Here is a 20,979-nt window from a genome sequence, read left to right as displayed (position 1 = left end):
CAAGCCCACAAGAAGCTGGAGACGACATGAGGTTGAACGATGCGGCATTGATGCGCACGCAGGCGTACATCGATGGCGAATGGACCCAGGCCGATGACGGCGCGCGCTTCGCGGTTGCCAATCCGGCCTGCGGCGCGGTGATTGCCGAGGTGCCCGACATGGGCGAAGCCGAAACCCGACGCGCGATTGCCGCTGCGGAGCAGGCGCTTGCGTCCTGGCGCGCCACTACGGCCAAGCACCGGGCCGACAGCCTGCGCCGCTGGTACGACTTGATCCGATTGCACCAGGCCGATCTTGCGGCGCTGATGACGGCTGAGCAGGGCAAGCCGCTGGCCGAAGCCGAGAGCGAGGTGGTCTACGGTGCGTCATTCGTGGAGTGGTTCGCGGAAGAAGCCACGCGGACCTACGGCGAACTGATTCCTGCGCCGGCCGGTGACCGCCGGCTGATGGTCATCAAGCAGCCGGTAGGCGTGGTCGCTGCGCTCACGCCATGGAACTTCCCGGTGGCGATGGCCACGCGCAAAGTCGCGCCAGCGCTGGCGGCGGGCTGTACAGTGGTGCTCAAGCCCGCCTCCGAGACGCCGCTGTGCGCACTGGCGCTGGCCGAACTGGCCCACCGTGCGGGCATTCCGCGCGGGGTCTTCAATGTGGTGACCAGCGCGCGCGCCGCGGTCATTGGCGCGGTGCTAGCGCAGAGTCCCGCTGTGCGCAAGCTGTCGTTCACCGGCTCCACTCGCGTCGGCCGGCTGCTGATGGTGCAGTCCGCCGCCAATATCAAGAAGCTGTCCCTCGAGCTCGGCGGCAATGCGCCGTTCATCGTGTTCGAAGACGCCGACCTGGACGCGGCGGTACGTGGGGCGATGGTGTCCAAGTACCGCAACGCGGGGCAGACCTGCGTCTGTGCCAACCGCATGTTCGTGCACGCCGCCGTCTACGACGAATTCGCGCGTCGGCTTTGCGATGCCGTGGCTGCCCTGAAGGTGGGCGACGGCAGCGGGTCCGGCATCACCATGGGGCCACTCATCAACGCGCGCGCTGCCAACCGCGTGCACGAGATGGTAACGGACGCGGTGGAGCTAGGGGCCCGCGTGCTGGCCGGTGGCCAGCGGCAGGATGCGGGCGGCGCGTTCTATGCGCCGACCGTGGTTGGCGAGGTAACGCCGTCGATGCAACTGGGACGCGAGGAGATCTTCGGCCCGGTGGCGCCGCTGCTGCGCTTCACGTCGGACGAGGAAGTGGTGCGGATGGCCAACGACACGCCGTATGGCCTTGCCGGGTATTTCTATACGCGTGACCTGCGCCGTGTGTGGCGCATTGCCGAGGCGCTGGAATGCGGCATGGTCGGCATCAACGAAGGCTTGATCTCCACCGCCGTCGCGCCCTTCGGCGGCGTCAAGGAATCGGGACTGGGTCGGGAAGGTGCCCGCCAGGGCATCGAGGACTACCTGGAACCCAAGTACATGTGCATGGGCGGCATCTAAGTATTCAAGTCGAAAGGACAAGAGGAGCGAAGCAATGGATTTCCTGTATTTTACGATAGGATGCATGATATATCATGCATCAAAAACAGTAGGAGACGCCCGATGAACCACGCTGTTGCAACGGCCATGCCGACTGCTTCCGCCAGCGCGCTCGCGCCCAGCGCGGAACAAGTCGCGCTGCTCAAAGAGCGCGCCACCTTCGTCCGCCTGGAGACCATCCGGCTGATCGAGATCGCCAAGACCGGCCACTACACCTCGGTGTTCTCGGCGGCCGAAACGTTCGCCGCGCTGTACTACGACGTCATGCAACTGCGCCGGGGCGAGCCCGGCTGGCCGATGCGGGATCGCTTCCTGATGGGCAAGGGGCATGCGGCGGTGGGCTTGTTCCCGATCCTGGCCGACCTGGATTTCTTCCCCAAGGCCTGGCTGGATGAGTACACCCGCCTGGGCAGCCCGCTGGGCGATCACCCGGACATGCGCAAGGTACCGGGCATCGACTTCAGCTCGGGCTCCATCGGGCACGCGCTATCGGCCGGGCTGGGCATGGCGCTGGCGGGCCGGCACGCGGGTCTGGATTTCACCACCTTCGTCATGCTGGGCGACGGCGAGATGCAGGAAGGGCAGGTGTGGGAGGCGGCGATGTCCGCCGCGCACCACCGCGCCAACCGCCTGGTGGCCATCGTCGACCGCAACGGCTACCAGCTCGACGGCGCCGTGGACGAGGTGATGGGCATCGAGCCGCTCGACGCCAAATGGCGCGCGTTCGGCTGGGAAGTTCACGTGGTGGATGGCCATGATGTTGCGGCCCTGACCGCCTTGCTACGCCAGTTGCGCGCCGACGATGGCCGCACCACGCCGGTTTGCGTGATCGCCAAGACGGTCAAGGGCAAGGGCGTCTCCTATATGGAGACCGAGCCCGGATGGCACCTCGGCTACCTCGCGCCCGACGATGCGCAGCGCGCCGTCGAAGAAATTCTCGCAAAGGATCGATAGCATGAACCAGCCACTTTCCAAGGATTCCTGGCAGTACCGGGGCCTGAACGCCATCACGCCGGGCCTGAGCTACCTGTCCGACGGCCTGATCGACCTGGTCGACACCGGCGCGCCTGTGCTCGCGGGATCGGCGGACCTGCAGTACTCCAACGGCCTTGCGCGTTTCGCGCAACGCTTCCCCGAGCGCTATATCCAGTTCGGCATTTCCGAGCAGAACATGGTGACGGCGGCCGCCGGCATGGCAAGCGTGGGCTATACGCCGTTCGTCGCCACCTTCGCGTCCTTCCTCGCGCTGTTGTGCTGCGAGCAGATCCGCATGGACGTGGCCTATTCCGGCCTGCCGGTGCGGCTGATCGGCCATCACGCGGGCATCTCGCTGGGCTTCTACGGCACGTCGCACCATGCCACCGAGGACCTGGCCATCATGCGCTCCATCGCCGACCTCACCGTGGTGGCGCCGGCCGACGGCCCGCAATTGCGCGCGGCCATCAAGGCATCCGCAGGGCACGCGCAGCCGATCTACTTCCGCATCGGCCGGGGCCGTGAGCCCTCCGTCTATGAAGAAGGCACCGCGTTCGAATTCGGCAAGGCCATCGAGCACTTGCAGGGCGAGGAGCTGACGCTGATCGCCACCGGCTCCAGCGTGCATCCGGCGCTCGAAGCCGCAAAGCGGCTCAATGCCGCAGGCCATTCGGTGGGGATGATCGACATGGCAACCGTCAAGCCGCTGGACCGCGAGGCCGTGCTGCGCGCGGCTGCGCGCTCACGCGTGCTGATGACCGTGGAAGAGCACAACGTGCTGGGCGGCCTCGGCGGTGCCGTGGCCGAGGTGCTGATGGATGTGGGCGCCGGCGTGCGCCTGGTGCGGCACGGCATCCTCGACGAGTACAGCCTGATCGCGCCGCCCACGCATCTCTACAAGCACTACAAGCTCGATGCCGACGGGATCGAGCAACTGGCGGCGCAAGCCATCGCTCCGTAGCGGGTGCGGCCTGTGCGGGTTGGCTGCCCTCTGCCGCTTGCGGAAGAGGGCAGCCAACCCGCACAGGCACAAGCAGCTTTTCAAAACAAGACAGAGTCGATTCGACTCAGGAGACAGTATGCGCAATCTTATTTCAAAGACCCGGCTAGCATACCTGCTGGCCGCCGGCATCGGCGCCACCCTGGCATGCAGCGCGGCATTCGCCCAGGTGAAGGAAGTCCCCATCGGCTTCGTGCTACCGCTGTCCGGCGGCGCGGCCACCATCGGCAACCAGACCAAGCTCGGCGCGGAGATCGCCGCCGAGCAGATCAACAAGGCGGGCGGCATCCGCTCGCTTGGCGGCGCCAGGGTCAAGCTGATCTTTGCCGACAGCCAGTCCAAGCCCGACGTGGGCGTGGCGGAAACCGAGCGTCTCATCCAGCGCGAGAACGTGCCCCTGATCGTCGGCGCGTACAACAGCGCGGTGACCTTCCCTGCGTCCGAGGTGGCGGAGCGCTACAAGGTGTCGTGGCTGGTCACCGGTGCGGTCAAGGACGAGATCACCGAACGTGGCTTCAAGTATGTCTTCCGCCCGAACAACAAGGCTATCTACGACGCGCGCGAGCAGATCGACGCGCTGGACCTGCTCAAGAAGGAGACCGGCAAGGGCCCCAAGACGCTGGGGCTGTTCTATGAAGGCACTGATTGGGGCCGCTCGCACGCCGCCAATATCAAGAAACTGGCGAAGGAGCGCGGCTACGCCATCGCGATGGACGAATCGTATCCACCCAACCAGACCGACCTGTCCGCGCAGTTGCTCAAGATCCGCGGCGCCAAGCCCGATGCGCTGATCGTGGTTGCCTACACGCCGGACCACATCCTGTTCACGCGCCAGCTGGCCGAGAGCCGCCTGTACCTGCCCTACGGCGTCCACTCGGTCGGCGGTGGCTCGGAGGACCCGAACTTCTACAAGGCGGTGTCACCCAAGGCCGTCGAGTACATGTTCGTGCAGGATGACTTCCAGGTCGACATCATGAAGGCCGCCAAGGATCCGGTGGTCATCGACGCGGACGCGAAGTTCAAGGCGGCAATCGGCTATGGCATGAACTCGTACGGCGCCCAGGGCGTGTCCAACCTGTACATAGTCAAGGACGCGCTTGAGCGCGCCGCCTCTGTCGACCGCGAGAAAGTGCGCAACGCACTGGCCTCGACGGATATCTCCAGTGGCCCCGCGCTGGTCACCGGCTACCAGCGCATCCAGTTCGACAGCCAGGGCCAGAACACCTTTGCCCACGGCGTGATCTCGCAGAACCTGAACGGCGAGCGCCGCACGGTGTGGCCGGCGGACAACCGGCTGGCCGGCGTCAAGCCAGTGTGGCCGCTGCCGGCGCCCGGCGCGCGCTAAGCGGCGGCAGCCGCATGATCCGGCACGGTTGCCGGATCGTCATTTCCCGCACGGCGGCGCGAGCCGGCCGTGCCCAACCGAGGTAGGTATATGGACCCAATCATTCTGGCTTACGCCGTGGTCAACGGCGTATTGCTCGGCGGGATCTATGGCGGCATCGCGCTGGGCCTGAGTCTCATCTTCGGCGTGCTGAGGGTGATCAACTTCGCGCATGGCTCCTTCCTGATGCTCGCCATGTATCTCAGTTACCTGATCTGGTCGGTCTTTGGCATTCATCCGTATGCCACGGCCTTGCTGACGGTGCCCTTGTTATTCCTGCTTGGCTATTTCACGCAGGCCGTCGTCATCTCGCCCCTGTTCCGGCGGGAGACCACCATGGTCGTCGAGCCGCTCGGCGCATTGCTGCTGACGACGGGCGTGTTCCTCGTCATCGATAACGCGATCCTGATGGGCTTCGGCCCCGATGTGCGCACGGTGATCACCGACGTGCTGAGCGGCTCGATCGACATCGGCGGGCTCCCCGTCAATGTCCCGCGCCTGATTGCCTGCGTGGCGGCGGTTGGCGTGTCCGGCGGGCTGGCTTACTGGCTGCGCTTCACCGACACCGGCCGGAAGATCCGCGCCACCGCGCAAAACCGCGAGGCCGCGGCGCTGTCTGGCATCAACGTCGGGCGTGTGTACAACGTGACGTTCGGCATCGGTGCCGGCATCCTGGGCCTGTTCGGCGCGCTGCTGGTGCCGTTCCTTCCGGTCTCGCCCACCACGGGGCTGGGCTTTGGCATCAAGTCCTTCCTGGTGGTGGTGCTCGGCGGCATCGGATCGATTCCCGGTTCCTTGCTCGGCGGCCTGGTGCTGGGCGTATTCGAGTCAGTCGCTTCGCAGTTCGTGACCGCTACATCGGCATCGGTGTTCTCGTTCTGCCTGTTCATCGTTGTCCTGCTGGTCCGGCCAAACGGCCTGCTAGGCCGCAAATGAGGAGGGCCTCCGTATGAAATCATCAAGGACGAATATCAACCTGGTGCTAGGCCTGCCGCTGCTGTGCGCGGGCGTTGTGCTGCCCCTGTTCGTCACGGACAGCTATGCGCTGCACTCGCTCATCATGGTGCTGTACTTCGCCTACATGGCGTCGGCATGGAACTTTGTGTGCGGCTATGTCGGGCAGCTCTCGCTCGGGCATTCGGTGTTTGCCGGCGGCGCCGGCTATGTCACCGTGCTGCTGTTCACGGGGCTGGGCTTGTCGCCGTGGCTGGGCATGGTGGCTGGCGGCATGGCCGCCGCGCTGCTATCCGTGTGCATCGGGTATCCGACCTTCAAGCTCAAGGGGCCGTACTTCACGCTGACGACGATCGCCTTTGCCGAGATCGTCCGGATCTGGATCGAGAACACCGACGAGTTCCTGGGCATACCGATCAAGGGCGCGCAGGGGCTGGTAATCCCACCATCGGCCGGTGGCTGGACGGTCTTCCAGTTCGACGGCAAGGTGCCTTACTACTACATCATCCTTACCATGCTGGTCGTGATGTTATTGGCCACGTTTGTGCTGGAACGCTCGCGTCTGGGCTACTACCTCAAGGCGATTCGAGGCGACGAAGCCGCAGCGCAGGCAGTCGGGGTGAGCACCACCAAGTACCCGCTGATCGCGTTGGCGATCAGTGCCTTCATGACCGGACTCGGTGGCGCGTTCTATGCGCAGTTCTTCCGCTACATCAACCCAGAGCGGAACATGGGTCTCGACTTGTCGATCGATGCCGCTATCATGGCGATCGTCGGCGGGCAGGGGACCATCATCGGTCCGGTGATCGGCGCCTTCGTGCTGCATCCGATCGCGGAGTTCACGCGAACCTATTTCGCGGGTCGCTTCCTCGGCCTGCATCTGGTGATCTATGGGCTGGTGCTGATCGGAGCGGTGCTCTACTTCCCCAAAGGGATTATCGGTCCTCTCGATCGATTGCTGCAACGGCGTGTCAAGCGGCGTCTCGCGGTAGAGCTACCGCCGCGCGCAAGGTCTGGTGGGGAGAGGGCGCAATGAAAAACATCCTGGAAGTGAAATCCATCGGTAAGCGATTTGGCGGTCTTCAGGCGGTGAATCAGCTTTCATTCACTGTGGGCAGGGGCGAGATCCTGGGCCTGTTGGGCCCGAATGGTGCGGGAAAGACAACGGCATTCAACTTGATCGCCGGCTTCATCAAGGCCGACGAAGGTGAGATTCTCTTTGCCGGACAGCAAATCCGCGGTCGCGAGCCTTACCAGATCTGCGCCAGCGGCATTGCGCGAACCTTTCAGCTCTCAAAGCCGTTCGGCGGACTGACCGCGCTGGAGAACGTCATGGTTGGCGGATTCGCGCGCGGCGGTTCGCGTGCCAAGGTACGCGACGAGGCCTACAGCTGTCTGGAGTTCCTTGGGCTGGCCCAGCGCGCGGACACCGATGCCAACGACCTGACTGCTTTCGATAAACGCAAGCTCGAACTCGGCCGGGCGCTGGCTACCAAGCCACGCCTGCTTCTCATGGACGAGGTCGTCGCGGGGGCGACACCGAGCGAAGCGGGTGAGATGGTGGAACTGGTCCGGAAAGTGCGGGACCGGGGCATCACGGTACTGATCGTAGAACACGTGATGAAGGTCATCATGGGCTTGTCGGATCGGGTCATTGTGATGGAGCAGGGACGCCTGATCGCCGACGGCGTGCCGTCGGAAGTCGTGAAGATGCCTCAGGTACTCAAGGCCTACTTTGGAGAGGGCTATGTCAGCACCAGTGCTTGAAGTCAGCGATATCTGGTCGGGCTACGGCGAGCAGCAGGTCCTGCGTGGCGTGAGCCTGTCGCTTGCGCCGCGCTCAATTACCGCGCTGATCGGCGCAAACGGGGCGGGCAAGACTACCTTCCTGCGCACGGTGTCGGGCCTGTTGCGCCGCAAACGCGGCACCGTACGGTTGAACGGCAAGGATCTCGATGGCCTTGCGCCGCATCAAATAGTAACGGAGGGCTTTGTCCAGTCGCCGGAAGGCAAGCAGTTGTTCCTCGGCATGTCGATTCTGGAGAACCTGCTGATCGGCGCTAGCAACGCGCGCGCGCGCCAGCGACGCGCGCAGACCCTGCGCGAGGTGTTCGAGCTGTTCCCGATCCTGGAGGAGCGACAGAAGCTGGCGGCCTCCACCTTGTCGGGCGGGCAGCAGCAGATGCTGGCCGTTGGGCGCGCGTTGATGGCGATGCCCCGTGTGCTGGCTCTTGATGAGCCATCGCTGGGGCTGGCGCCGATCATGGTGGACCGGCTGTTTGACAGCATCCGCCGTCTGAAGGAGCGGGACCTGTCCATCCTGGTTATTGAGCAGAACGTCAACCAGGTGCTGGATATGGCGGACTACGGCTATGTGATTGAAAGTGGCACGATCGCGCTGGCGGGAACGGGCAGGGATCTGCTAGCCAACCCGCACTTGCGCGCAACATATCTCGGCGTCTAGCCGAAGTGATCTGAAAACTGGAAAGGAGCTTTTTAGTATGGAGCAACGTGTTGCAGTGGTGACGGGCGGTGGAACAGGCATCGGCAGGGCCATTGCCGAGGAACTCAACGCGGCAGGCATGCGGGTCGTCTGCCTTGGCATGGATACCGATCCGGACCTGCCTGACGCGCTGACCTACCGCAAGCTCGACGTGACCTCGGTTGAAGCTGTCCGGGCGGTGACCGAAGATCTGGATGACGTATCGGTGCTGGTCAATGCCGCTGGCATCATCCGGCACGAGKGCAAGGAGTTCACACCAGAGGGCTTTCGAGCCGTCGTCGATGTCAATCTGAACGGGTCGCAGATCCTGACCAGCGTGCTGCAGGAGCGCCTGGTGCGTGCCCAGGGGGCGGTGGTGAATGTTGCCTCGATGTGGAGCTACTTCGGCTCGGCGAACAACCCGGCCTATGCCGCGAGCAAGGCCGGCATTCTCGGCTTGACACGCTCGTATGCTGTGGCCCTCGCGCCGCACGGCGTCCGGGTGAACGCGGTCGCGCCGGGCTGGATCCGCACGCGGCTGTCGGCCGGTGCGCTCGACAATCCTGAGCGCAGCACCGCCATCATGGCGCGGCTGCCGATGCGCCGCTGGGGCACGCCTGGTGATGTGGCGCGCGTGACGCGGTTCTTGTGCTCGGAAGACGCGCAATATGTGACGGGGGTGATTCTGCCTGTGGATGGAGGATTCGGCATCGCCTGATTGTGGTGCTCGACGACAGCCGGCAGCAGCCGGCTGTCGTTGGATCGGACTCGATTTCGTGTGCAGTAGAGGCGTCCAGGTACTGACGTGAAGCGACTGGACGACGATCTTCACCGGTACCAATTTACCTAGCTAACTCGCACAAAGCCCGATAGGCAGGCTGTGCTATTCGAGTGACGACGAGTGCATGAAACAGACTGAACTTGGATTGGACTTGAGCAACAGGCGCACGCGCAAGCGTGTGTTTCTTGACGAGATGGAATGCGTGGTGCCGTGGCGTGAATTTGTGGCGTTGATTGCGCCGCACGCGCCGACCAAAGCAACGGGTCACCCGCCATTTCCTGTTGAGGCGATGCTGCGCATCCATCTTCTGCAGTAGTGGTTTAGTCTGAGCGACGTGGCCATAGAGGAAGCGTTGTACTTCACGCCTCTTTACCGTGAATTCGCCGCCTTGGGTGAATGAGTCGCCTTCCCGGCCGCGTCAGCATCCTGCTCTCTCGGCATCTGCTCGAGCGCAATCAACTGGCCGAGCAATTTCTCAAGACCGTCAATGAGCAACTCACTGCCCACGGCTACCTGCTAAAGAAGGCACGGCAGTGGACGCCACGCTCATCGCGGCGCCGAGTTCGACCAAGAACAAGTCGGGAGAGCGCGACCCTGAGATGCACCAGGCCAAGAAGGGAGCCCAATGGCACTTCGGCATGAAGGCTCACATTGGCGTGAATGCTGACTCTGGCCTGGTGCACCCGGCGGTGGGCACGCCCGCCAACGTCAACGATGTCAATCTGGGGCTCCTCAGGCGGTTTCAGGCTGACCATTGGCGATGCGCGCGTCGTCGTGAAAGTGCGGCAGTACATGGGCCGCGATTTCCTCCATGACTTCCCGCACCGGCCGGTGGCTGCGGCGGAAGTGCAGGCCGATATGTCCGGCGCCGGCTTCGCGCATGGCATGGAGCTCGCCAATCAGGCCGTTACGGCCAACTGCCGCGCCAAAGCGCTGGCGTTGCAGCGGCGCGTTCGCATCATCCAGCAAGTCAAGGTGGAGAAAGCTGATGTAAGGCTTCGCGCCGGCTACGCTGCGCCAGAGCACGCTGCGGCGCGTGTGGTCTTCCGGCGTGCCGGGATAGGCAAGCCACCCGTCCATATGCTCACCTACCCAGGAGGGGGTCTGCTGGGCCAGCCCTGCCACCAACAGGGGCAATGGCTTATGCAGGCGCGGCAATACCTTGATGCCAGCGGGCAACTCGGCCGCGCCCGCGTCGCGCAACAGTGCTACCTGCTTGCGGACGGCCTCGCCACGATGTTCGAAGTTGCGGCCGAAGACTGGGTATTCGATGGGGCGATCGCCACTGGCCACGCCGAGCAGTAGCCTGCCGTTGCTTAGATGATCTACCGTGGCGGCGGATTTCAGTGTCAGCACCGGTTCGCGCAGCGGCAGCACGACCGCGGCCGTGCCGAGCAGGATGCGCTCGGTCACGCCTGCCAGGTAGCCCAGGTAACTGAAGGTTTCGAAGACCTGCGCGGCGTCACCGAACTGCGGGTCATAGAGTGGTACGTCCCGCACCCACAGCGCGCGAAAACCGAGTTGATCTGCCAACCTGGCCAGCTCACCGTGCCGGGTCAGGTCCGGCTCGCCGGGCAGGCGGCCGGCCTGACGGCGCGCAGGGTCGCCGGCGGGCGACCAGTCATTGTCCAGAGGCAATTCGACACCGACGCTGAAGCCGCCGGCGGTCAGTTTCTCCAATGCGGATGGCATGGCGATTCCTTGTGTGCCGGCCTATGCGACGGCCTTGGTTTCGAGCGAGGTGCCGGTGTGGCGCGGGTAGTCTGTATAGCCGGCAGCGGCACCCCCAAAGTACTTGGAGCGGTCACCTGCGCTGAGCGGCAGCCTGTGCTGCAGGCGGTAAGGCAGGTCCGGGTTGGCGACAAATGCGCGGCCGAAGCCGATCAGGTCTGCCCAACCCTTGGCCAGCGCTTGCTCGGCACGCGCCAGGGTGTAGTTGCCGGAATAGATCAGCGTGCCCGGATAGATGGCGCGCAATGCTTCCTTGAACGCCGCCGGCATCACCGGGGCATCTTCCCAGTCCGCCTCGGCGATATGAATATAGCCAACACCAATCTGCCCGAGCGCATGTGCAGCGGCAAGGTAGGTGGCTTCCGGGGTATCGTCGACCGCGCCCTGCAGGGTGGTCAACGGCGCCAGGCGCACACCGATGCGTTCCTTTCCGACCACGTCGGTCACGGCCTGGGCCACCTCCTTGAGGAAGCGCAGCCGATTGCACAGCGAGCCGCCGTATTCGTCATCGCGGGAATTGGCTTGCGAATCAATGATCAGGTAACCATTGGCGCCATGCAGCTCAACGCCGTCGAAGCCAGCCTCCAAAGCGTTGCGCGCGGCTTTGGCGTAGTCCGCGACGATGCCCTGGATTTCGTCGACAGCAAGCGCGCGCGGCGTGGAATGCTGGATCATTTCGCCGATACCGGCTTGCGGGCCGCGCCCCTCGGGATCGATGAATACCTTGACGCCATCCGCCACCAGCGCCGATGACGAAACCGGCGCGGCATTGTCCGGCTGCAGCGAAGTGTGCGAAATCCGGCCCACATGCCAGAGCTGCGCGAACATCCTGCCACCGGTGGCATGCACAGCGTCGGTGATCTTGCGCCAGCCGTGCACCTGCTCCGCGCTGTAGATGCCGGGGGTCCAGGCATAACCTTGGCCTTGTCGGCTGATCTGCGTGCCTTCTGAAATGATCAGGCCTGCGCTAGCGCGCTGGCTGTAGTACTCGGCCATCAGGTCGGTGGCGACGTCGCCGGCGCCGGCCCGCGAGCGGGTCATGGGAGGCATGACGATGCGGTTGGGCATCTCGATGTTGCCGAGGTGGTAGGGAGTGAAAAGCACAGTTCTCTCGCATGTAGGAAGGGTCAGGCTGAAAGCCGCCACGAGGAGCCGGCCAGTATGAAGACCCTTGGGGTTGCTCCGGCCGCGTTGCCGGCAAGATGTGGTGATTATCGGGAGAACCCGGGTTCCGAATAAACCCCGCTGCGGGCAAATGATCCTTGCGTGCAGGTCAAGGATATGCCGATGTGCGCCCCGCGCTGGAGAACAACGGAGTGCGGGAGAACGGCCAGGAAGCTGGCGGCTTTGGATGTGTCTCCGCGGCAAGAGCCGCCGGGCATTGTTGCAGCGGATTCAAGTCTCTTCTGCGCGCGACACGGTTTTTCTTGTGGCGCGGACTGACCATACTTCGTTCCGCAGCGTATGGCCGGCCCTGATCCAGGAAGCCAAGCCGGACAACCCGCTTGTAGTGAGCGGCCAAACACCGTAACCCGACACGGAGATCATCATGAATGCCAAGCTCCTTAGAGATCATTCAGAAAAGACCCAGAAAGGGGCTGTTAACTTCCTCGGCTAGCTGTTAACCTTTGAGCACCTGAACAACTGGGACCATAGGGATGGGCGTGCCGATCATTGACGACGAGTTATGGGCACTGATCGGACCGCTGCTTCCACTACCGAAGCCGCGCCGAAAAATGTATCCGGGCCGCCTTCCCGTTTCAGATCGGGCGACGTTGAAAGGCATCCTGTTCGTGTTCAAGACCGGGATACGTTGGTGCGACCTTTCGATCAAGTTGGGCTTTGGTTCCGGCCCGACTCGCTGGCGGCGTCTGCGCGACTGGCAGAAGGCGGGCGTGTGGGACGGACTGCACGAGTTGCTGCTCGCGAAGCTACGCGAGGTGGGCCAACTCGATTTCTCACGAGCAGCCGTCGATTCGTCGTCGGTGTGAGCTGTTGGGGCGGGCGAAAAACGGGTCCGAACCCCACGGATCGAGCGCGACCAGGTTCCAAGCACCACATCCTCGTCGACGCCAACGGAATCCCCGTCAGTGCAATCCTGACTGGCGCGAACCGAAACGACGTCACCCAACTGCTGCCGCTCGTCGACGCGATTCCACCGATTCGCGGCGTGCGTGGCCGACCACTTCAGAAGCCCAAAGTCATCTACGCCGATCGCGGCTACGATTCCGAACTGCATCGTCAGAAGCTACGCGAGCTCGGCATCAAGCCAGTGCTCGCGAAACGCCGAACCGAACACGGTAGCGGTCTCGGCAAGTTTCGCTGGGTAGTCGAACGTGCTCATGCATGGCCCCACAATTTTCGTCATCTTCGCATTCGCTTCGAGCGCCGCGTTGACATTCACGAAGCATTCCTGAAACTTGGCTGCTCTCTCCTCTGCTGGAACATCTTCAGGCGCGCTGAGCAGCCTTTTTGTAATGGTCTCTTAGTCAAGAGCATGTTTGAGAGTTCAAGGATGGGCGATTCTGCGCTTGCCTGCCTGTCGATGTTCACTTTTCCGTATCCGACCGTTGAAACACATCTGCGACGCTGGCATCTGGCAGCGCGTCTGCCGATGAGCCGCCGGCTTCCGCTCAGCGCGCGGCATTCCTTGTTTCGGACGCAATCAGCGCCGGCACCACGTCGTGCAGGCGCGACAGCACATAGCGCGACGCGCGCGACAGCGGGTGGTGCCGGGTGACACCGATTGCGATGGTGCGCGGAATGGCCGGGTTGCGTATCTCCAGCGCGGCCAGTTGCCCGGCGCGGATCTCATCGTCTACGCCGAGCATAGGCAGGATGGTCATGGCGTGCCCGCCCATCGCCACTTCCTTCATCGTGGCAAGCGACTCCACTTCCAGCACCACATTGAGGGCGATGGCTTGCTGGCGCGCATGCTGGTCCAGGATGGAGCGCAAGCCGTTGGGCGCGGGCGGCAGCACCAGCGGCAGGCCGGCCAGCTCGCGCAGGGTGATGCTTTGCCGCTTCGCCATGGGATGCGCGGCGGCGCAGATCAGGTAGGTGGCAACCTCGCCAAGGATGTCTTCATCCTGTCGTGGGCCGTGTCCGTAGCGGTTTATCACCGCCATATCCAGCCGCCCCGAGGCCAGTTGCTCATCCAGCTGGCCGCTGAAGCCCTCGGAGATATGCAGCAGCACGCCGGGTGCCCTGGCCTGTGTGTCCTCGAACATCTGCGTCACCACCCGCCGCGCCATGGACGGCAGCACGCCCACGTGGACCACGCCGGACGGCACGCCGGCCGCGTCCTTCACTTCGTCCTGCAGGCGGACCGACTGGGCCAGCAGCAACTGCACTTGCGGAAAGACGCGCCGGCCGAACTCGGACAGCACCACGCCGCGGCCCGTGCGCTCGAACAGGCGGTCGCCCCATTCGGCCTCCAGTTGCCCGATGCTGCGGCTGACCAGCGATTGCGCGACGCCAGTAGCCTTGGCGGCGCGGGAAAGCGAGCCGAGTTCCGCCACCAGGACCAGTGTTTCGAGTTGCTTGATGTTCATATCTGAGGGAGCGATGGGATCCGATGCCCATGCTTTTTAGTGATATCAGCTATATCTGAGTATACGCTTATGTAATCTCATCGGGCTCACTACACTGCAAATACGCCTGACCACAAGAGCAGGCCAAAGACAACAACGGAGACAGACGTGAGATTCACCACTTCCTTCCTGCGCTGGGCTGCGCCAGCCGCGCTGGCTTTGTCCAGCCTGTGCGTCACCGCAGCGGGCTACCCCGATAAACCGGTCAAGCTGGTGGTGCCGTTCCCCGCGGGCGGCCCCACGGATGCCCTGGCGCGGCTGATCGGACAACACCTGTCGCAGCAGCTTGGCCAGCCTATTGTGATAGACAATCGCGGCGGCGCGGGAGGTACCATTGCCACCGAAGCCGCCGCCTCGGCCGCACCGGATGGCTATACGCTGTTCTTCTCGACGACTGGGACGATGGCGATCAACCCTTCACTGTACAAAACCCTGAAGGTCGATCCGGCCAAGGCCTTCGACTCGGTCGGGTCAGTGGCATCGACCGTCAATGTGCTGGTGGTGGCCCCCTCCCTGGCTGTCGCCAACGTCAAGGACCTGATCGCGCTGGCACGCCAGAAGCCCGGCACTCTGACCTTTGGTTCGGCTGGCAACGGCAGCTCCAATCACCTGTCGGGCGAATTGTTCAAGTCGATGGCCGCCATCGATATCGTCCATGTGCCCTACAAGGGCTCGAGCGCGGCGTTCACCGATCTGCTGGGCGGCCGCATCTCGATGATGTTCGATACCGTCTCCAGCCAAGTGCAGTACCACAGCGCCGGCAAGGTCAAGGCGCTGGGCGTGACCGGCACAACCCGTTCGGAAGCGCTGCCCAAGGTGCCGACGGTGGCGGAGTCCGGCTTGCCCGGCTTCGAGGTGACGATCTGGTTTGGGCTGTCCGCGCCAAAGGGCACTCCGCCTGATGTGATCACGCGCCTCAATGGTGAGCTGCAGAAGGTGCTCACGCAGGCGGATGTGAAGGCCCAGTTGGCCGCGCTGGGTGCAAAGCCGCTGCCCGGCACGCCCAAGGAATTTTCCCAGTTGATCCAGCGCGATGCGGCCAAATGGTCGGCGGTGGTCAAGGCCTCCGGCGCAAGCCTGGACTGAGAGAGCATTGCCATGAACTCCCTGATGCACTCCCATTTTGAAGCGCTGTTCCGCCCGCGCTCGGTCGCCGTGATCGGCGCATCGGACAATCCCAACAAGGTCGGCGGGCGGCCCATCCATTACCTGAACCGCTTTGGCTTCGAGGGCAAGGTATTTCCGGTCAATCCGGCCCGCGCGGAGATCCAGGGACATCGGGCCTATGCCAGCGTCCAGGATATCTGCGAGGTGCCAGATGCCGTGGTGATCGCCGTGTCGGGTGAGGCTGCACTGGCGCAGGTGCGCCAGTGCAGCGAGATCGGCGTCAAGGCGGCCGTGGTGATGGCATCGGGCTTTGGCGAAACGGGCGAGGCCGGCCGCCAGCGGCAGGACGAACTGGTGACGGCGGCCAATGCCGGTGGCATGCGGCTGGTGGGGCCCAACGCCCAGGGCACGGCCAACTTCGCCAGCGGCGCGGTGCTCAATTTCAGCACCATGTTCATGGAGGTGGCCCCGGCCGACGGGCCCATTGCCATCATCAGCCAGAGCGGCGCCGCCAGTGTGATGCCTTATGCGCTGCTGCGTCAGGCGGGACTGGGCGTGCGCTATCTCGTTGCCACCGGCAACGATGCCGATATAGATGCCTGCGCCATGGCGGAAGCGGTGGCGGCCGATCCCGCCATCCGGTTGATCCTGRTCTACCTGGAATCGTTGTCCAGCCCGGTACGCCTGGCTGCCGCCGCCGCGGTGGCGCGGCAGCGCGGCGCGCACGTGGTAGTGCTCAAGAGCGGCAGCAGCCAGCGCGGCGCGGTGGCCGCGGCCTCGCACACCGGCGCCATGGTCGGCAACGACGCCACCGTCGACGCGTTCCTGGCGCGGCACGGCATCTGGCGCGCGCGGGACATGAACGAGTTCATCCGCGCCACGGCGCTCTACCTGCAAGGGCATGACGCGGCAGAAGGGCGCACCGTGGTGATGAGCCACAGCGGCGCGGTGGGCGTGATGTCAGCCGACCTGGCCGAGCAGGCCGGGCTGCCGCTGACCGAACTGGCCCCTGCCACGCAAGACAGCCTGGCGGCGATTCTGCCGGACTTCGGCAGCGCCAACAACCCACTCGACATGACTGCCGCGCTGCTCGGTAAGGGCGATATGTTCCCGCGTGTGCTGGATGCACTGGGCAGCGACCCGGAAGCCGACATGGTGATGATAGGGATCCCCGTGGCGGGGCCCGGCTATGACGTGGACGCGCTGGCGCGCCATTCGGCGGCCTTTCTTTGCCAGCATGCCAAACCGCTGATCATTAGTGCGCCTCAGCAGAGCGTACGCGAGGTATTTGCCGGGCAGGGCATCCCGACTTACATCACGGAGGCCGACGCGATTGCCGCGCTGAGCCAGTACGCCGGGCACCGGCGGCTGAGCGGCGCCGTGTCGATCCTGCCGTCCCCGGCACCCTTGGCGTACGCCGGCAATGGCTTGCTGGACGAGCACGCCAGCCTGGCCCTGCTGTCCGAACACGGCGTGCCGGTTGTGGCGCACCGGCAATGCGCCAACGGGGACGAGGCCGCGGCAGCGTTCGCGGCACTCGGCGGCGGTGCCATGGTGGTCAAGGGCTGTGCGGCCAGTGTGCCGCACAAGAGCGAACATGGGTTGGTGCGGCTGCGGCTGACCGATGCCGACAGCGTGCGCGCGGCGGCGGAAGCCTGCTTGGCAAAACTGGTCGAGCTGGACGTGGCCACGCCGCGCGTGGTGGTTGGGCAGATGGTCAGGGGCAGGCACGAGTTCGCGCTGGGCGTTACGGTGGATCCCGCTCTTGGACCACTGCTGATGATCGGTGAAGGCGGCACCTTGCTGGAGCTGCGCAAGGACATTGTCACTTTGCTGGCGCCTTTCGGCATGGAAGAAGCCCGGGCCGCCTGCCGGCGCCTGCGGCTGGCGCCCCTGTTCGACGGCTACCGTGACATGCCCGCACTGGATCTGGAGGCGCTGGCATCTGCCGCTGTTGCGCTCGGGAATTTTGCGCTGGTTTACCGCAATTCGCTTAAGGCCGTGGACATCAATCCCCTGATGGTGATGCCGGCGGGGCAGGGCGTGGTGGCAGTCGATGCCGTTGTGGAAATGACGTGAAACTTGAGACAACGGAGCGCGGAATGCAAATGCAAAACACACCCAAAGACGAAGTCACTGTAGCCGTGGAAGACGGCATCGCCGTAGTGACGCTGAATCGCCCCGACCGCATGAATGCCGTCAATGATGCGCTGCGCACGTGTCTGATCGCCAGCCTGGATGAGTTGAACCGCACCCCCGAAGTGCGTGCGGTGGTGCTAGCGGGCGCCGGGCCGCACGCCTTCTGCTCGGGTCAGGACCTGGACGAAGCGGCGGCCGTCACCTGGCAGCAGATCGTGCCCTGGCTCAACCGGCAGCGCGCCATGTACCAGGCTGTGCGCGACCTGGACAAGCCCTGCGTGGCCGCGGTGCATGGCGTGGCGGCTGGCGCGGGCTTCCAGATGGCGCTGTGCGCCGACTGGCGCATCACCACGGCGGACAGTCGCTGGGGCCAGCCAGAGGTCAAGGCCGGCCTGGCCAGCATTGTCGGCTCCTACCTGATGACCCTGCATGTGGGCCATACCCACAACATCCAGATGTCGCTCTCGGGCGATCTGGTCAGCGGGCAGCGGGCGTACGAAATCGGCCTGGTGACGGAGCTATGTGCGGCGGACGAACTGATGGGCAGCGCGCTGGCGCGCGCACGCAAGCTGGCGGCGCTGCCGCCCACGGCCGTGCGGCTGTCGAAGCAGCGCCTGCGCACGATGAGCCAGCCGGGCTTCGACGATGCCTGCGTGGCTGGCATCCGCGCCCAGCTCGAATGTTATGCGGACGGCGAACCCCAGCGCGTGATGGCAGCCTTCCTGGAAAAACGCGCGAGCAAGGAGAAACAGCAGTGAAACAGATTGCACAGCATTACATCGATGGCGCGCGGGTGGCGATAAAGCCCACCGGCGAGGCCCGGATCCACGACGCGGCAACCGGCGCACCGCTGGCCGCAGTGACGTTCGGCAGCGAGGCGGATGTCGGCGCGGCGGTTGGGGCCGCGAGGCTCGCTCTGTCCGGCTGGCGCGCGCTGGGTGCGCGGGGCAGGGCGCCCTTCCTGCAGGCGATCGCCGACGCGCTGGAGGCGGTTTCGGCAGAGCTGGCCCGCGAAATCTCGCGCGAGGTCGGCATGCCGCTCAAGCTGGCGCAGCGCATCCAGGTGGATGCGCCAGTTGCCGCGTGGCGAGCCACGGCCGCGCTGGCGGAGGATTTCAGCTTCGAGCGTAGCGTGGGCAATTCGCGCATCGTGCTCGAACCGGTGGGCGTGGTGGCTGCCATCACGCCGTGGAATTATCCATTGCACCAGATCACCGCCAAGCTGGCGCCAGCCTTACTGGCGGGCTGCACCGTGGTACTAAAGCCGTCGGAGCTGGCTCCGGCAACCGCCGTGCGGCTGATGGACGCTGTAGAGCGCGCCGATCTGCCGCGCGGCGTGCTGAACGTGGTGCTGGGTGGCGCGGCGGTTGGCGAGGCGCTGGTGGCGCATCCCGGCGTCAACATGCTGTCGTTCACGGGATCCACCGCGGTGGGCCGCAAGATCGCATCCATTGCCGCAGGCGACATGAAGCGGCTGTCGATGGAGTTGGGCGGCAAATCCGCCGCCGTGGTGCTACCTGGCGCGGATCTCGGCCGCGCGATCAAGGCCACGCTGGCGTCCTGCTTCCTCAACAGCGGGCAAACCTGCAGCGCCACCACACGGCTGCTGGTGCCGCGCGAGGCCTACGCGCATTGCCGCGAATTGCTGAAGGAAAGCGCCGCCTCCCTGACCCTCGGCGACCCGGACAATGCAGCCACGCGCGTGGGCCCCTTGCTCTCAGCGGCGCAGAAAGCGCGTGTGCTGGCATTTATCTGCGAAGCGGAAGCCGCGGGCTACGAACTGCTGGCGGGCGGTAGCCAGGCGCCCGTGCCCGACGCCGGCAACTTCGTCGCGCCGACGGTGTTCGGCGATGTGCCGGCGGACAGCCGTCTGGCCAACGAGGAAGTGTTCGGGCCGGTGCTGGCCGTGCTTTGCTACGACACGCCGGAAGATGCCATCGCGCTTGCCAACGCCACGCCCTACGGCCTCGCGGCCACGGTGTGGGCGGCCACGCCGGAGCAGGGCCAAGCAGTGGCGCGCGAATTGCGCGCCGGGCAGGTCGATGTGAATGGCGGGCGGTTCAACGCGCTCGCCCCGTTCGGCGGGTTCGGCATGTCGGGCGTCGGGCGAGAGGGCGGCGTCTTCGGGCTGGAGGAATTCCTCGAGCCCAAGTCGATTCAACTTCCCTGAGCCACGTCCTCAGCAACATCTCGGAGCAAAAAGCATGTACACGCAGATCGAACTCACCAAAGCCGGCACGGACAACCGCATCGCCGTCATCACGCTCAACCGCCCCGACAAGCTCAACGCCCTCACCAAGGTAATGGAGGCGGAACTCCGCCAGGCTATGGAAGACGTCGACCGCGACAACACGGTCCGCGTGGTGGTGCTGACCGGTGCCGGCCGCGGTTTCTGCGCCGGCATGGACATCGAGGAACTCGAGATCCTGCCGCCTGGCGATATCCGCGCCGCGCAATGGATGCGGCCGTTCGACATGAACCGCCGCCCAGACTACCAGACGCGCTACGGCTACTTCCCCGCCATGCGCAAGCCGGTGATTGCCGCCATCAATGGCGCGGYGGCGGGGCTGGGGCTCGTCTTCGCGCTCTACAGCGATATTCGCTTTGCCAGCGACAAGGCGGCGTTCAGCACGGCCTTTGCCAAGCGCGGGCTAATTGCCGAGCACGGCATCTCCTGGATGCTGCCGCGTGTGGTCGGCCCCGGGCATGCCGCCGACCTGCTCTACTCAGCGCGCAAGGTATCGGCGACGGAGGCTCTGCAGATGGGTCTGGTGAACCGGCTTTATGACGTAGACAGCCTGCTTCCCGAAACGCTGCGCTACGCGGAGGACCTGGCCCAGAACGTGTCACCGCGTTCGATCGGCGTGATAAAAAAGCAGCTTGGAGAGGTGCCTTTCCAAAGCCTGGTCGAGGCCACCCGGCAGGCCAATGAGGAGATGTTCGCCAGTATCCAGAGCGCGGACTTCAAGGAAGGCGTGGCCCACTTCGTTGAACGCAGGCAGGCGCACTTTACTGGCGCATAAGCAGTCAACCCGGCCGGGTGCCGCGCAACGCGTGCTGGGAAGAATATGGCCGACAGAGCCGAAACAAGGAGACGACTGTGATAAACGTCAATATCAGTACAAGTGCACTGGCTGCAGAATGCACCCCGTCAGCTGACGCTGTCTATCGAAAGATAGCCTTGCGCTTCATGCCATGGTACGTGTCCTGCAGAGGGCGGGAGGCGACCATTCTATCTACACTTCACGATTGCTGGCCGGGCAGGGCGGACGGGGAAGGTGATAGTTCGGTAGAGCCATGCGTATGACCTCGC

The 20,979-nt window shown here is 64.5% G+C and carries 17 protein-coding genes and 2 pseudogenes; 16 read left to right on the top strand and 3 right to left on the bottom strand.

The features are described from left to right. Positions 1 to 26 precede the first annotated feature (26 nt). The 10 genes and pseudogenes from AC1DN0_RS05975 to AC1DN0_RS05930 form a co-directional block, all read left to right on the top strand. On the top strand, positions 27 to 1,481 hold the full coding sequence (locus AC1DN0_RS05975; RefSeq protein WP_441627097.1) for an NAD-dependent succinate-semialdehyde dehydrogenase: 1,455 nt from the start codon (positions 27 to 29) through the stop codon (positions 1,479 to 1,481). Between the two features lie 126 nt (positions 1,482 to 1,607). After that, positions 1,608 to 2,474 (top strand): transketolase, encoded by an 867-nt coding sequence (locus AC1DN0_RS05970; protein ID WP_441627232.1) that lies wholly within the window; start codon positions 1,608 to 1,610, stop codon positions 2,472 to 2,474. Position 2,475: 1 nt separating this feature from the next. After that, entirely contained in the window at positions 2,476 to 3,456 is a 981-nt protein-coding gene (locus tag AC1DN0_RS05965) for a transketolase family protein (protein ID WP_441627095.1), read from the top strand. A 118-nt stretch (positions 3,457 to 3,574) separates the two neighbouring features. Then, complete coding sequence (locus AC1DN0_RS05960; RefSeq protein ID WP_441633710.1) at positions 3,575 to 4,840, top strand: ABC transporter substrate-binding protein; 1,266 nt, start codon at positions 3,575 to 3,577, stop codon at positions 4,838 to 4,840. A gap of 90 nt (positions 4,841 to 4,930) precedes the next feature. Next, the gene (locus tag AC1DN0_RS05955) at positions 4,931 to 5,815 is read left to right on the top strand and encodes a branched-chain amino acid ABC transporter permease (protein ID WP_441633712.1); all 885 of its coding nucleotides are present in this window, start codon (positions 4,931 to 4,933) and stop codon (positions 5,813 to 5,815) included. Positions 5,816 to 5,828: 13 nt separating this feature from the next. After that, positions 5,829 to 6,869, top strand: a complete 1,041-nt coding sequence (locus tag AC1DN0_RS05950) for a branched-chain amino acid ABC transporter permease (RefSeq protein ID WP_441633714.1) — start codon at positions 5,829 to 5,831, stop codon at positions 6,867 to 6,869. Further along, positions 6,866 to 7,600 (top strand): ABC transporter ATP-binding protein, encoded by a 735-nt coding sequence (locus tag AC1DN0_RS05945; protein WP_441633716.1) that lies wholly within the window; start codon positions 6,866 to 6,868, stop codon positions 7,598 to 7,600. The genes AC1DN0_RS05950 and AC1DN0_RS05945 overlap by 4 nt, the downstream gene beginning before the upstream one ends. Next, positions 7,581 to 8,297, top strand: coding sequence for an ABC transporter ATP-binding protein (locus AC1DN0_RS05940; RefSeq protein WP_441633718.1), 717 nt, complete (start codon positions 7,581 to 7,583; stop codon positions 8,295 to 8,297). The genes AC1DN0_RS05945 and AC1DN0_RS05940 overlap by 20 nt, the downstream gene beginning before the upstream one ends. 37 nt (positions 8,298 to 8,334) lie before the next feature. Next, positions 8,335 to 9,033, top strand: a complete 699-nt coding sequence (locus AC1DN0_RS05935) for an SDR family NAD(P)-dependent oxidoreductase (RefSeq protein WP_477145598.1) — start codon at positions 8,335 to 8,337, stop codon at positions 9,031 to 9,033. Positions 9,034 to 9,220: 187 nt separating this feature from the next. After that, positions 9,221 to 9,815, top strand: a pseudogene (locus tag AC1DN0_RS05930) (IS5 family transposase); the annotation flags it as partial. 13 nt (positions 9,816 to 9,828) lie between these two features. Here the strand turns inward: AC1DN0_RS05930 and AC1DN0_RS05925 are convergent. Both AC1DN0_RS05925 and AC1DN0_RS05920 read right to left on the bottom strand, forming a co-directional pair. Then, complete coding sequence (locus AC1DN0_RS05925; RefSeq protein ID WP_441633722.1) at positions 9,829 to 10,788, bottom strand: TIGR03571 family LLM class oxidoreductase; 960 nt, start codon at positions 10,786 to 10,788, stop codon at positions 9,829 to 9,831. 21 nt (positions 10,789 to 10,809) lie between these two features. Further along, the gene (locus tag AC1DN0_RS05920; RefSeq protein WP_441633724.1) at positions 10,810 to 11,931 is read right to left on the bottom strand and encodes an alkene reductase; all 1,122 of its coding nucleotides are present in this window, start codon (positions 11,929 to 11,931) and stop codon (positions 10,810 to 10,812) included. A 554-nt stretch (positions 11,932 to 12,485) separates the two neighbouring features. On the opposite strand from AC1DN0_RS05920, the pseudogene AC1DN0_RS05915 reads away from it, so the two are divergent. Continuing rightward, a pseudogene (locus AC1DN0_RS05915) lies at positions 12,486 to 13,300 on the top strand (IS5 family transposase); the annotation flags it as partial. Positions 13,301 to 13,460: 160 nt separating this feature from the next. On the opposite strand, the gene AC1DN0_RS05910 reads toward AC1DN0_RS05915, so the two are convergent. Then, positions 13,461 to 14,381 (bottom strand): LysR family transcriptional regulator, encoded by a 921-nt coding sequence (locus AC1DN0_RS05910; RefSeq protein ID WP_441633726.1) that lies wholly within the window; start codon positions 14,379 to 14,381, stop codon positions 13,461 to 13,463. A gap of 147 nt (positions 14,382 to 14,528) precedes the next feature. On the opposite strand from AC1DN0_RS05910, the gene AC1DN0_RS05905 reads away from it, so the two are divergent. Genes AC1DN0_RS05905 through AC1DN0_RS05885 form a run of 5 tightly spaced genes read left to right on the top strand, consistent with a single transcriptional unit; the run spans position 14,529 to position 20,689 of the window. Continuing rightward, a complete protein-coding gene (locus tag AC1DN0_RS05905) occupies positions 14,529 to 15,506 on the top strand; it encodes a Bug family tripartite tricarboxylate transporter substrate binding protein (RefSeq protein ID WP_441633728.1) in 978 nt (325 codons plus the stop codon). Between the two features lie 12 nt (positions 15,507 to 15,518). Next, a complete protein-coding gene (locus tag AC1DN0_RS05900) occupies positions 15,519 to 17,606 on the top strand; it encodes an acetate--CoA ligase family protein (RefSeq protein WP_477145597.1) in 2,088 nt (695 codons plus the stop codon). Between the two features lie 29 nt (positions 17,607 to 17,635). Continuing rightward, complete coding sequence (locus AC1DN0_RS05895) at positions 17,636 to 18,424, top strand: enoyl-CoA hydratase/isomerase family protein (protein ID WP_441633732.1); 789 nt, start codon at positions 17,636 to 17,638, stop codon at positions 18,422 to 18,424. After that, positions 18,421 to 19,836, top strand: coding sequence for an aldehyde dehydrogenase family protein (locus AC1DN0_RS05890; protein ID WP_441633734.1), 1,416 nt, complete (start codon positions 18,421 to 18,423; stop codon positions 19,834 to 19,836). The genes AC1DN0_RS05895 and AC1DN0_RS05890 overlap by 4 nt, the downstream gene beginning before the upstream one ends. Before the next feature lie 34 nt (positions 19,837 to 19,870). Continuing rightward, complete coding sequence (locus AC1DN0_RS05885) at positions 19,871 to 20,689, top strand: enoyl-CoA hydratase (RefSeq protein WP_477145596.1); 819 nt, start codon at positions 19,871 to 19,873, stop codon at positions 20,687 to 20,689. Positions 20,690 to 20,979: the final 290 nt, after the last annotated feature.

It is taken from the genome of Cupriavidus sp. 05N39, assembly GCF_056397325.1.
Note: the sequence above shows the minus strand (reverse complement) of the source record. Positions and strands in the feature narration are given on the sequence as shown.

Excerpts from the sequence above, each read along its gene's own strand:
- AC1DN0_RS05975 (WP_441627097.1), top strand. The coding sequence starts at position 27 with ATGAGGTTGAACGATGCGGCATTGATGCGCACGCAGGCGTACATCGAT.
- AC1DN0_RS05945 (WP_441633716.1), top strand. The coding sequence starts at position 6,866 with ATGAAAAACATCCTGGAAGTGAAATCCATCGGTAAGCGATTTGGCGGT.
- AC1DN0_RS05955 (WP_441633712.1), top strand. The coding sequence starts at position 4,931 with ATGGACCCAATCATTCTGGCTTACGCCGTGGTCAACGGCGTATTGCTC.
- AC1DN0_RS05950 (WP_441633714.1), top strand. The coding sequence starts at position 5,829 with ATGAAATCATCAAGGACGAATATCAACCTGGTGCTAGGCCTGCCGCTG.
- AC1DN0_RS05925 (WP_441633722.1), bottom strand. The coding sequence starts at position 10,788 with ATGCCATCCGCATTGGAGAAACTGACCGCCGGCGGCTTCAGCGTCGGT.
- AC1DN0_RS05965 (WP_441627095.1), top strand. The coding sequence starts at position 2,476 with ATGAACCAGCCACTTTCCAAGGATTCCTGGCAGTACCGGGGCCTGAAC.
- AC1DN0_RS05940 (WP_441633718.1), top strand. The coding sequence starts at position 7,581 with ATGTCAGCACCAGTGCTTGAAGTCAGCGATATCTGGTCGGGCTACGGC.
- AC1DN0_RS05960 (WP_441633710.1), top strand. The coding sequence starts at position 3,575 with ATGCGCAATCTTATTTCAAAGACCCGGCTAGCATACCTGCTGGCCGCC.
- AC1DN0_RS05970 (WP_441627232.1), top strand. The coding sequence starts at position 1,608 with ATGCCGACTGCTTCCGCCAGCGCGCTCGCGCCCAGCGCGGAACAAGTC.
- AC1DN0_RS05910 (WP_441633726.1), bottom strand. The coding sequence starts at position 14,381 with ATGAACATCAAGCAACTCGAAACACTGGTCCTGGTGGCGGAACTCGGC.
- AC1DN0_RS05895 (WP_441633732.1), top strand. The coding sequence starts at position 17,636 with ATGCAAAACACACCCAAAGACGAAGTCACTGTAGCCGTGGAAGACGGC.